The sequence below is a fragment of the Pseudomonas sp. NFACC39-1 genome (assembly GCF_900110355.1).
In the GTDB taxonomy this organism is placed as follows: Bacteria; Pseudomonadota; Gammaproteobacteria; order Pseudomonadales; family Pseudomonadaceae; genus Aquipseudomonas; species Aquipseudomonas tehranensis.
Genome location: NZ_FODL01000003.1, coordinates 119,059 through 130,816, shown reverse-complemented (window position 1 = coordinate 130,816; position 11,758 = coordinate 119,059). Strand labels below are relative to the sequence as shown.

Annotated in this window: 12 protein-coding genes and 1 pseudogene; 1 reads left to right on the top strand and 12 read right to left on the bottom strand. The window is 57.6% G+C overall.

Features of this window, described 5'->3' with window-relative positions; all coding sequences use genetic code 11:
* Window positions 1–48 precede the first annotated feature (48 nt).
* Window positions 49–1,857 (bottom strand): pentapeptide repeat-containing protein, encoded by a 1,809-nt coding sequence (locus BMY45_RS07580; RefSeq protein ID WP_092396224.1) that lies wholly within the window; start codon window positions 1,855–1,857, stop codon window positions 49–51.
* 203 nt (window positions 1,858–2,060) lie between these two features.
* Window positions 2,061–3,050 carry a lipase family protein gene (locus BMY45_RS07575; RefSeq protein ID WP_092396222.1) on the bottom strand — a complete coding sequence of 330 codons (990 nt, stop codon included), beginning with the start codon at window positions 3,048–3,050 and terminating at the stop codon, window positions 2,061–2,063.
* A 131-nt stretch (window positions 3,051–3,181) separates the two neighbouring features.
* Here BMY45_RS07575 and BMY45_RS07570 point away from each other — a divergent pair.
* A pseudogene (locus BMY45_RS07570) lies at window positions 3,182–3,487 on the top strand (class I SAM-dependent methyltransferase); the annotation flags it as partial.
* A gap of 9 nt (window positions 3,488–3,496) precedes the next feature.
* Here the strand turns inward: BMY45_RS07570 and BMY45_RS07565 are convergent.
* The 10 genes from BMY45_RS07565 to BMY45_RS07520 form a co-directional block, all read right to left on the bottom strand.
* Window positions 3,497–4,195, bottom strand: a complete 699-nt coding sequence (locus tag BMY45_RS07565; protein WP_092396220.1) for a lysophospholipid acyltransferase family protein — start codon at window positions 4,193–4,195, stop codon at window positions 3,497–3,499.
* Between the two features lie 3 nt (window positions 4,196–4,198).
* Window positions 4,199–5,230, bottom strand: coding sequence for a beta-ketoacyl synthase N-terminal-like domain-containing protein (locus BMY45_RS07560; protein WP_092396218.1), 1,032 nt, complete (start codon window positions 5,228–5,230; stop codon window positions 4,199–4,201).
* The gene (locus BMY45_RS07555; RefSeq protein ID WP_092396216.1) at window positions 5,227–6,438 is read right to left on the bottom strand and encodes a beta-ketoacyl-[acyl-carrier-protein] synthase family protein; all 1,212 of its coding nucleotides are present in this window, start codon (window positions 6,436–6,438) and stop codon (window positions 5,227–5,229) included. The genes BMY45_RS07560 and BMY45_RS07555 overlap by 4 nt, the downstream gene beginning before the upstream one ends.
* Window positions 6,435–6,686, bottom strand: a complete 252-nt coding sequence (locus BMY45_RS07550) for an acyl carrier protein (protein ID WP_092396214.1) — start codon at window positions 6,684–6,686, stop codon at window positions 6,435–6,437. The genes BMY45_RS07555 and BMY45_RS07550 overlap by 4 nt, the downstream gene beginning before the upstream one ends.
* A 22-nt stretch (window positions 6,687–6,708) precedes the next feature.
* Window positions 6,709–7,215, bottom strand: a complete 507-nt coding sequence (locus tag BMY45_RS07545) for a methyltransferase family protein (protein WP_143071618.1) — start codon at window positions 7,213–7,215, stop codon at window positions 6,709–6,711.
* 88 nt (window positions 7,216–7,303) lie between these two features.
* Complete coding sequence (locus BMY45_RS07540) at window positions 7,304–8,209, bottom strand: NAD-dependent epimerase/dehydratase family protein (RefSeq protein WP_092396210.1); 906 nt, start codon at window positions 8,207–8,209, stop codon at window positions 7,304–7,306.
* Between the two features lie 7 nt (window positions 8,210–8,216).
* The gene (locus tag BMY45_RS07535; protein WP_092396208.1) at window positions 8,217–8,798 is read right to left on the bottom strand and encodes a histidine phosphatase family protein; all 582 of its coding nucleotides are present in this window, start codon (window positions 8,796–8,798) and stop codon (window positions 8,217–8,219) included.
* Window positions 8,795–9,532, bottom strand: a complete 738-nt coding sequence (locus tag BMY45_RS07530; RefSeq protein WP_143071617.1) for a diacylglycerol/polyprenol kinase family protein — start codon at window positions 9,530–9,532, stop codon at window positions 8,795–8,797. Before BMY45_RS07530 ends, BMY45_RS07535 begins: the two co-directional genes overlap by 4 nt.
* Window positions 9,533–9,548: 16 nt before the next feature.
* A complete protein-coding gene (locus BMY45_RS07525; protein ID WP_177193315.1) occupies window positions 9,549–10,703 on the bottom strand; it encodes an aminotransferase class I/II-fold pyridoxal phosphate-dependent enzyme in 1,155 nt (384 codons plus the stop codon).
* 7 nt (window positions 10,704–10,710) lie between these two features.
* Entirely contained in the window at window positions 10,711–11,757 is a 1,047-nt protein-coding gene (locus BMY45_RS07520; protein ID WP_092396202.1) for a GNAT family N-acetyltransferase, read from the bottom strand.
* Between the last annotated feature and the right edge of the window lies 1 nt (window position 11,758).

Genomic DNA, 11,758 nt, shown 5'->3' with positions numbered 1-11,758 from the left:
TGAGTGGTTGTACTGATTGAGCTTGTTTACGCGGGAGCGGGCCGCGCCTCACGGCCCGTAGTGCCAGTCGGTCATGGGCGCGTCGTCGGCGTTCCACATCGTGCCGGTGCAAGGCCCGGTCTGGCCGCTCGGGCACGTTGCGCCAGCGGTGTTCGTCGGCTTGTGCGTGATAAGGTACTGGACCTTGTGCTTGTCCTCCCGGCCGCCATGGACGATCAACGTACCGTTGTCCGTGCTGACGGCCGCTCCTGTGAAATTGACCCCACCCACACTCGCACCGGAGAAATTGGCGCCTTGGAGGCAAGCCTTCGCGAATGAGGTCGCGCGCTCCGAATTCACCAGCGACAGCACGGTGCCGGTGAAATTGGCGTTGATCAGGCAGGCGCCGTCGAAGTTGACGCCCGCCGCGTTTTTATCCTTGATGCCAGAGAAATCAGCTGCGACGAGATACGCACCGCTGAAATCCGCCTGCATGATGTTCGCGCCGACCAGCGCCGCGCCGTTGCCGTACAGGTAGCAAAACGGCATCTGGGCGTACGACATGTCTGCCTTGACGAACGTGGCCCCCATCAGGTTCGCCTCGCTCAGGTTGCAACGGAGCAGACCGTCTGACGTCGAGAGGGTGGCGTTGTCAAACGTGGCGTACGCCAGGTCCGCTTGCGCCAGGGCGGCGCCCCCGAGCTCGGCGTAGGACAGATCGGCGTAGCGAAGGCTCGGTTTTTCCACGGCGGAGAACTGCACCCCGGTCAAAACGGCGTACTGTGCGACCAGATGATTGAGCGTCCCATCGAGGATCGCCTTCCCCGGGTTTTTGGGATCAGGCGTCATAAATTTAACGCCGTCCATCTGTGCGTAGCTCCAGATGTAGATGTCGTTATCCTTGTCGTCGATCGCGTGCGTGAGGATCTTGTTCACGCGGGCATTCGAAAAAATGGTGCGTTTTGTTTTGTCTCGGGTGATGCGGATGGGCTTGGCAAGATCCGAGAGGGTCGCCAGGGCCAGATCGGCGCTTTCCAGATCAGCGCTTTCAAAGTTGCAGTTGTCGAGCACCGCGCCCGTGAAGTCGCTCCCTTTCAGGCTGGCGTTGCTAAGGTCGACGTCCTTCAGCGATGCATTGCGAAAGTTCGCGCCATCCAAAATGCAACCGGAGAGGTTGCTGCCATCGAGCACTGTGCCCGAGAAATTCGCGATGCCCGAGAACGTGACATTGCTCAGATTGCTGTTCGTCACCCGAGTGCCGGAGAAATCCACGTTGTGCAGGAACAGATACCAGAAATCGGCCTGGTCGTACGATTGCTTGTTCAGCTCCGACGCCCCGGGGAGCAACTGTTGCGTAGTGACAGGCACGGATGGGTTGGCAGAGACCAGGGCGAGTTCAACATCTTTCCAGGTGACCGTATCGGCGATGATATCGATATCGAGCACGGATATAACCGACCGGCCTCGAATGAGCTCCATCCAGATGGCATTGTCTGCCGGCGGGATGCCATACGGAGCATGGGTCGCCAGAGCAAGCGTCGCTGGTGTGTCCGGAGAGGTGAGTGCGACAAAGAAATCATGACAGTCGCCGCCCGTCATCGGGCTGCCACAGTCCAACCAAACCCCGTCACGTACTGATTGAACCTGAAGCCAGTTGTGGGTGTCCTGGTTGACAGCGTTGTCGGGGGTGAATGTATCTCCCAGATAGAAGGCGAACAAGGTAGAGTCTTTCTCGGTGTCGTCGTCCAATAATTCGCATGCCAGTGAATCACCGTTGCGGTATGCGAACCAGGTATTGGAACCTATCCCCCCATAATTGACGGTTATGGTGAGGTAATAGCAGCCGATGTAAGTTTTCACGGCATTCGGGTCAGTCATAGGGGCTCCCTGGGATTGAATAGCCGATTGATGAGCGCGAAAAAACTGCGATTCCTGGCAAAGATGAACTCACCGCCCCCATCGCGTCAGCCTAAGTACTACTGGGCAAAAGGCTTCCGGATAAGTGAATTGCAGCTGCGTCGACTTCTCCAAGGAAACCTCGGCAACTGCAACTCAAACATCTGGACGGCGAGACTGCCCCGCTAGCTGCCGAACGGCGGCATCGGTATATCGGCGGGCTGCAGGCCCAACAGTGTCATGTACTCATAGATGTGCTGATAGCCGGATTGAGACCTGTAGTTTGCGCAGTCGGATTGAGGTTTCCCGCAGAGCCGCAGCTCCATGTTCACGCTGCCCATTCCCCATTGCGTATAGTTCAGGTTGTTATTCACAATCTTGTCTATGCCGGACCAAACCGCGTTCCTCGTGTCTTCATCAATGGGATCATCCTCATACACGGTCAGGGAGTAATCGAGAGACGTTGCGCACCACGCCATCGGAACAATATCCAGGGTGTTGTAGATGCGAAGCGCATTACCGGCCATTTGCTTATTGAAATAACTGGCGAAAAAACCATCTCCCACCGTGGGCGCAGCGAAGGTTTCGCAAAAGAAGTTAAAGCCCGGGAACCTGTCTTTCAGATAAAGCGCGAGCACCGACATGAGCGCACCGCCAAGGCTATGTCCAACCAGACGGATCGTCGCCCCACTTTGCTGCTTCCCAAGAAAATCGCACAGTGTGCCCGTGGCACCGATAGTCGAGGCTGTGGTCAGTATCGCGTTCACACCATCGGCCGTTCCCTGGGCGATACTCGCCGATCCCTGGTAACCCGGAATAACGCTCTGCAACGGCACCATTGGAAAAATATCGAGATCGTCCAACTGATCCTTAAAGGAATACTGGAGTGTCCCACTCGTCACCACGACGATGTCGTTCCCACTTCTCCCGCCGATCAGCACCACGGTGATGTGCGCCGTGTACTCGCCATCCGGTACCAGCGCGGGGCCCCAGGCTACAGCATAGCCGCCACCTACCTTCGAGCCATTGAGACGCGTAAGAATATTGTCTTTGACCTGGCTCGGCGTGGGGTTCTTGATGTTTTCCCAGGACTGCGAATACAACGTCGCGTTATTGACCACGAACGCGTGGGTGAGGCTGATTTGTCTTTGCACAAGTGTGTCTGGGGTAGTCATGACTGCTCCTTGTCTCGAAGAAAGTTTTCAAAGGATCCACGAAAACCTGTGGCAGCCGTCGATCCTTCTTGGGCCTGCAAGACCGAGTGTAGTCGCAGTTTTGGAAGCGACAACTGTACTGAGCCACCAACATTCCCTTGCTCAGCGCCATGGGCGCCTTGGTGATCCAGACGCTGCATCCATGGAGCGTGGCGGCGGGTGACGATCAGGATGGTTGGCGAGAAGAGACGTTCAACGGGGTCCAGGGTCACGGGCATCCCATGCCCTGGTATTTTCGAACCTTGTCCAGCTGGCTTAACGCGTTGGACAGGGCCGGTTTTCAACTGGCGTGCCTGCAGGAACCGCAACATCCGCAGAGCCCCGCGCCGCAGTCGTTGCTGCTGGTGGCCGAGCGACGGAACGACCCGCACACCGCGCCTGGAGAGGATGCCGTGTGAGCTTCTGGCTCAAACGATTGGGATCATGTTGCTGATGATCTCGCGCGTGTGGCTCGCCAGGTCCTTGCTATTCATGCTTGCCACGACATCCGCCTCGATGGGCGGGTGGGCGACGATGCTGACGTCAGTAGCGCGCAATGAATTGTAGGCAACGTCCCTGACAGCGGAGCAGATCGTCACGGGAACGATCCCCACCCCCATGTCCTTGGCGAGCCGGAACGCGCCGCTCTTGAAAGGCAACATGTTCCCGCCGTTGTTCCGGGTGCCTTCAGGGAAAATCCAGAGGGACGTATTGTTGGCCACGACATTCTTGGCCACCTTGCGCATGCTCTGGATCGAGGCCCGCGGATTGCTTCGGTCAATGAACAGGCTGCCGGTCAGCCAATACAGTTGCCCCACCAGGGGCAACCACTTGAGCGATTCCTTCCCGACAATGACCGTGCCTGGCTTGAGCGCCTCGGCAACGATCATCACGTCATAGTTGCATTGATGGTTGGCCACGTAGATATATGACTTACCCTCGGCAATCGTGTTGAAGCCCCTGACAGCGACACGAACCGAAAATATTCGATTGATCACCGAATAGGCGCGGCAGGCGACGTGCAGGTTCCGGTTCTTCTTCGGATTGACCAACATGAACACACATAAAAATGGGAAGCTCAGGACGATGAACAGCCCGACCAACAGCCATCTCACTACCAGAATCATACGTCACCCCACCTTGCCTGAATCACTTGAACCCTTGGCAGCACCGGCCTGGACTTCGCTACCCCCCACCAATGCGATGCCATAGAAGCCTTCCTCATCGACACACGCCATTACCCCAACATCGCCGGCCTTGACCGACTGCGCCAAGTCGGCGAGTTGGTAGGCACCGACCAGGGACAGGCTCAATGCTTTTGTCCGTTGCAGGACAGCGAGTTTCTCCCCGAATGCCTGGCCGAGATCGTCCAGGGCGGCCCGCCACGAATCCGCTACCGACACGCTGACCCGACCCAGTCTGTCAGGCTCCACCCCATTACCTGCCGCGAACGTGAGTAGCAGGTCGCCCAGGCTGGCCCCGCTCGCGGGGAACAAGCGCCCGGTCACGCAGGACCTGACTACCGGCCCCGGCGTTTGCGGATCGGAACAGGTTCGGAAACTGAAAATCGCGGCGGTATCGATTCGTTCTGCCGCGTCCAGCCCATGGCTGTCGGCATAAAGAGTGCCGAATTCGCCGCTGAAGGTTTCCATGGCTGTCGCGTAGATCCGCTCGCAGTCCCCGCGCCTGGCGAATCTGAGCCCTTGCACCATCGCGCTGTAGAAGCTCAGCTCCTTGGCGCAGAGCGAAACGTTGGCACCCTTGATGCCGTATTTGATCGCCAACTGCCCCACCGAGGAGTTTATGACGGTATTGGGGATCTGCGCCGGATTGACCTGGAATGCAAAACGACTTTCGTTCGACTCCTTGATCAACTGGATGACGGTATCGATCGAACCGTTGGACGTGCCACCAATGACGGCCGCGCGCGCCAGGGATTCCCCCTGGTTGGCATCCTCGATCAACGACATCGCCGCCAACAGCAACAGGGACTGTCGATCGAAGCTCTTCAACTCCCGGCTAGGCACCAGTTCGCCCGCCGTCAGGTCCCACCGGGGCGTCAGCCCATGATGCAACTCCGTGCCCCCTTGCTCAAATGCGCCGGGCATCCGCAACATGACCCAATCGTTTACGGCCAGTGCAACGATAGCGTCATTGCTCATTTGAGATTACCGAATACCAGGATTGAATTATTTCCGCCAAAAGCGAAGGCATTGTTGATGACCACGTCGACTTTTCCGGCCCTGAAACCCTCGCAAACCACGTCGATGGGTATTTCAGGATCCTGCTCGCTCACGTTGATCGTCGGCGGCAACCCTTCGCTGAGGGCAAGCATGCAGGCGATGGCACCGAAACCCGCCGCCGCGCCCATGCTATGCCCCATCATGGACTTGATCGAACTGACCGGTGGCGGTGAGTGGCCAAAGACCGCCTCGATGGCCTTGTACTCGTTACTGTCATTGGCTGCCGTACCGGTGCCGTGGGCACAGATATAACCCACCGTCCCGGGCGGGACGCAGGCGTTTGCAAGTGCCGCCTTCATGCAGTCGCCAACGCTGTGGTGATTGAGCCTCACCATGTGGTCCGCATCGCAATTCATCGCGAAGCCCAGCACTTCTGCATAAATGTGTGCTCCACGGCGAATGGCCCGTTCGTAACTTTCGAGCACCAGCGCGCTGCCGCCTTCGGAGGTCAGGACACCCTTGCGACCGGCGTTGAACGGCGTGCAGTCCTTGTCGGTCATGCTGCCCAGGCGATGGAAGGTCGCGAAGGTCGCCTTGTACACTGCATCGCTTCCACCGCAGATGGCCAGCTCGCAGTCACCCGCCTGAATGGCCTCGTAGCCGAAGATCAACGCGGCATTACTGGCCGAGCAGGCATTGCCAATCGTCACGGCCTCGCCGGTGGAACCTATCGATCTCGCCACGTCTCGACTGATCTCGGAGGCAAACGTGCGCCCCAGCGACGCATGCCGGCCTGGCTGGGACTGCGCCATGGCCGTGACCATGTCGTCGATCAGGTTGGATTCACCATAAGTCGTGCCGAAGTAACAATTGACCCGCTTGCCAGCAATCGCTGCCCGCTCGATCCCGGCATCGGCAAGGGCGAGCCCGGTGGCGGCCAGGGCAAAATGACTCGGCGTACCCGATTCGGCGAACGCATCGAAATCAGCGACCCATTCAGCGATGGTGCCTTTCACCTCGCAGCCGTACTTTCTTTCGAAGCGCTGTGTGTCGATTTTCGACAGCGGCACGGTGCCGTTCACCCCTGTTTTCAAGGCATGGAAAAAGGCCTCTTTTCCGATCCCGATCGGGCTGACCGGCCCCAGGCCCGTCACCACCACCCTTGCGCCCTTACCGGAGCTGTTCATGCACACTCAGCCTCAAGGGTCTTGTCGATAAACGAGAGTATCGAATCCACACTGGTGATCCTGGGGATATAGGCTTCATCGACCCGCACCTGGAACGCACCTTCGATGCCGGCGAGAATTTCTATTCCCGACATCGAGTCGGCGCCATAAGCTTCGATGAAGTCCTTGTGGTTCTGAATTTCTTCGGCGTTGACCCCCAAGACCCGGGAAACGATTTCCTTGATTTTTGCTTCGTGAACGTGAGTCATGAGACCTCCTGGAATGACGCAATCAAATAATGAAAGGAATGACCTTGAAGCTGTCGGCCTGATAACGGACGTAGGATTCGCCAAAAAAACCGACCAACATTTTTTCTTCGCCGTCGACCCGTTTAAGAATCAATGCCAGTGCAACGGCGAAGATGATCGCCGCCGCGTATACGCTGGCGTACAAACTGAATCCGGTCACAATGAGCAGCGTGCCGAAATAGGCCGGGTGGCGGATGTAGCGGAAGGCGCCCGCGCGGATCAATTCATGGTCATCCAGCACCCGCAGCGAATGGGAAAAGTGCCGTCCCAATATGATCTTTCCATGGGCTCGAAGGCCGATGCCGCACAGGATCAGCAGCGATCCGGCCAATTGCAGCATCGCATCGCTGCGCGTCAGTAACTGCAGCAGCATGACGATCGCGATGGCGCACGACACCATGAAGCCGCTTTTCAGGCCTTTGTCGAATTGGCTGCCGCTGTCGGTTTCGCGCAGGAAATAAAACTCTGCGGCGAGCAGGATGGCGGCCATGACGACTGACTGGAACAACGCAAACCCCGTGCAGACATACAGCACCCAAGAGGCGCATGCGACCGGCACCAGCAAACTGGCGGCGACATCAATCCTGAACGTTTTCAAAATATGCCCCCACCAATACCGATAACGTTGAACGAGTCATGATCACCCTGACATCCTTTTCGACCCGCCAGGGGTACACGAACAAGTCATTGAAGCGCGCCCAAGGAAACAACTTGCGCTGGCGCCTAAAGGCATCGACGAAAGACAGCACCTTGTAGATCCTGAACAGTGTGCGCACCCTTACTGTGCGTAACCTCGCCCGGCCTTCGGCGCCCTGGAGCCGGCGGTACACCTCGTCGACCAGATCGTTATAGGTAACCGTGTCGTCGCTCAGCAGATAGCAGGTCTGCAAAGTCCGTTCGGGAGGACGTGAGAGCCATTGGAGGATGGATCGGGCAATGCTCTCCACGCCAATGACGTGCAAGGCTGGAAGTTCGCTGGTGACCAATGGCAATAACTTCAATTTGCACATCGAAATCATCGGCAGCAGGTTTTTATCGTGGCGACCCAGTACCGTCGGCACCCGTAGGATCACGCCCTGCACTTTGTGGTCATTGGCACGAATAACCTGCTCGGCCGCCCATTTGTCGTCCGCGTACGCATCCCGCCTTTTCTCCGGGTTATAGGCCTTGACGCTGCTCAGGTGGAACAGGTTTTTCTTATCGAGCGCGCCGACTCGGATGGACGCCATTATCTGTTGGGTCAGTGTCTCGTTATTGGCACGGCTCGTCCCCAGGCGACTGAGGCCGATGCCCGTGCAATTGACAATGAAATCGTGATCTTTGACCAGTTCGATAAACGCCGTAGAGCCGACCTCGCAAACCGCAAAACCCGCCTTTGGCGAACGCGAGTGGCGGGTAACCCGCAGGTCTTGTTCCTGCCTGAGGATTTCGTAGACACCCTGCCCGATAAAACCACTGGCGCCTAAAAGCAGTACCTTCTTCACCTGTCAGTCATCCTTTTCCTGGCGCTAAAGCCTCAACCGTAAAACACCCCGAGCGATACACCGTACGGCACTCCATGCCCTGTCTTTGCAGCGTCTTGCGCACGGTCCTCAGGAACATGCCGTGGGAGACCACGACCGTGGTCTCCCCGGTCGTGGTGCACGCGGTATAAAGCTCATCGGCCACCCCCACGGCACGCAGGTGTTCCGATCTTCGGGATGCGGCCCCCAACGAAATACCCATCAGCCAAAGCACGCGATGCAAGGCGAACCATTGCCTCAAGCCCATCTTCAACAAAGGCACGCGACCCAGCCGCAGGTCGAATTCCTTCAATCGGTTGTCTTGTCGGATACGTTCGGCATCGAACAGCCGGCAGGCCGTGGCATAGGCTCGATTGATCGGCGATGAAATGATGTTCAGCCCTGGCGTCATCAGCGGCCCGGACAACTCCGCACGGCTCAGGAAGTCGGCAATTTCGGCCTCGTCGATCGACGAAGTCTGGTTGTACTCATCCAGCAGCGCTTTGGCCGAGACAGCACCGCAGCGTCCGTAGTCGATCAGGGGGGTGGCGTGGCGTATCAAATAAATCACAGTAAATAGACACCGGTGACAATGGCATTGCCGACCATGAACAAGAACGGCGTATCCCACGTGTGAGGGGACTTCGCTTCGGTCAGGGTCAGCGCGAGAGGAAAAACGGCACACAACAATACGAACTGATGCCCTGCGAAGTAATCCTTGAACAACACGCAAAACAGCATCGACATCACAAACACCGTGGCCGAGCCTTCCAGGGTCCTTTTGAATGTCTTGTCGACAAAAAAACCTTTGGTCGTATATTCATGTTTTCCAAACCTGATACCGACAGGCTCCGCCAGGCCGTCACCAAACGTCGTCGCCAGGATCGTGATGTAGAGCAGTTCCAGCGGGACGCCGATGGCCAGCCAGATATATTGCGTCACCCACAACACCAACAAGCCCGCGACCGTCTGGCTCACCAACCAGGACAGCGTGTTCGGTGCGTCTTCTGGCCGGTCAATACTGGCGAACATGTGTTGCGCGGTCAGCGACCGACGGCGTGACCAGCCACACATGGCAAAGAACAGGATGGCGGTGGACAGCGCCGAGAGCAGCAGCCGCTCATGGGTGTCCTGGATATTGAACAACGCAAAAAACAGACTGGGCAGCATGAACATCGCAAAGTGCCCGACCTTCCTTGTGTAATTGACGCGCACCCCTCGGTTGATGACTAGCAGTCCCAATCCCTTGCACAACATGAAGTAGAAAAGAACGATACCTAACAGCGCCGAACCCACTTGAATCATTTCGTTTTTCGTCCGTTCAAATGATCTGGCGCAGCGCATCGATGCAATAGTCCACATCGCTCTGGGTGTGGTTGTAAGTCAGGCACAACCTGATCCTGGACTGGTGTTTCGGCACGAACGGCGGCACAAACAACGACCCCATGATCCCTTTCTCAACCAACCCGGCGTTGACCCGTGCAGCTTCCATCGGGTCCTTGAACACCACCGGAATCACCGCTGTTTTCGAATAAAGCTTGTCGACCCCGAGCGCGTCGATTTGCTCATGGGTGTAGCGAGTGAGTTCAGCGAGCCCGGCCCGGCGCATGCTTCCTTCCGTGGCATTGATCTCCAACGCGGTGCAGGACGCCGAGGCAACGCCTGGCGAAACCGAGCGCGAAGCATTGTAGGTCGGGCATCGGAACCTGACTTCTTCCGCGAACACCTCGTCTTTGAACACCACGAAGCCGCCCGATGAGCCGAACGCCTTGCTCATGGTGCCGACAATGTAGTCGATGTCCGAGAGCACCCCGGCCGCTTCGCAGGCCCCTTGGCCGCTGTTGCCCAGCATGCCAACGCCGTGCGCGTCGTCGATGTAGATTTCCAGCGCCGGATGGAGCTGCTTCAAGCGGGTGATCTTCTCGAGATCGGCGACATCGCCGTCCGCCGAGAACACCCCGTCGGTCACGATCAGGATTTTCTTGTCCAGGTTCAGCAGGACCAATTGCTCCAACATTTCGACGTTGGCATGACTGTAGGCCCTGAAGGGGCTGCCCGATAACTTCACCCCGTCCCAGATGGAAACGTGGGACAGCTTGTCAAGCAGGATCAAGTCGGCGCGTTCAGCCACCAACGGAATAACGCCGAAGTTCGCCTGGTAAGAGGTGGTGAACATCAACGCGGTGCGCCCGGTGTACAGCTCGCTGTAGCGCTGCTGCAAACGCTCGTGGTACTCGGTGAAGCCACTGAAAATCATTGGTCCGCCAATGTTCGAGCCGTACTTCTGGATGGCGGAAATGGCCGACTCTTTCATGCGTGGGTGATTGGAAAGCCCCAGATAGTCGCACGATGCAAAATTCAGCATCGTCCGGCCGTCCAGCAGCGTCATGTCCCGGCCGCACGCCGAGCGCACTTGAGGGAAGTACGTGTAGAAACCCAACTCTTTCGATTTGAACGCGACATCATCAATACGCATAAAACTCTCACTCAACCGATGCGGTGTATCTGAAAATGCGATAGGCCCTTTCGGTGCATATGCCATCGCGGGTGAGGTGGCGCATCGTTCGAAGCACCATGACGTTATCCTCGAGCATCCAGGACAAACTGATTTTGCTGCGGCCTATCTGGTGCAAGGCGATGGCGGACAATTTCAATGTCAGCACAACCGACAGGCCTTTTTTCTGATATTCGGGTGCCACCCCGGTAAAGAACGCGCGACCATACAACCCCTGCTCGTTCATCGCCGGAGCAAACATGGTGAAGCCAAGGATTTCGCCGTCCTGTTCGGCAATCAGTGCCGACATGTCCTTGATGTTGCGAGCCGCCACTTCAAACTGCTCGGCGGAAGAAGGACTGAAACCCCAGTTCCGTTGCCAGGCGCGGTTGTAGCAGTCAGCCAGCGCTTGACTCTTGGCAACCAACTCGTCCTGGCCATAACGATGGAACTGAATACCCGTCAAGCGGCGGGTCAGTTTTTCTTCCAGGTCGTGCTGCTGGTAGCCCTCGGCTGGGGGCTGGAACACAATCTCAATCAGGTCCTTTGCCTTTTCGCAGCCGGCCTCGATAAAGGCGTCGGTTAGCTCAGGGCTGTTGGACGGCAACGAAAACACATTGAAGTCCGACTCGAATGTGCGCAAACCGCGCTCAACCAGGAACGAGCTGTGGAGAGGGCCCACCAGCTCCGTCACCTGTCCGGGCAACAACCCCGTGTTGTTTATGTACTCGACACAGCTGCACAACAGCTGTTTCAGCATGCTCGCCACCGGCAAGGCCATCAGCGTGGAGAAATACGCATTGCCCACGCCATTGACCGTATCCTGCTGATCGAAATGCACGATGCAGAACGCGACGACCTCGCCCTCTTCATCCCTCCACGCCACCGGCACATTGTGCTCGGTCGCAGAGTAGGTGCAGGCCGTGGTGACCCGCTGCTCAAGTTGTTGCCGGGAGCGCCCCACGGCCGAAATACGTTCATCCAGCCGTACCAGGGCATCCCAGTCGCACGCCGCCAAGCCCGAGACTCTACTCATC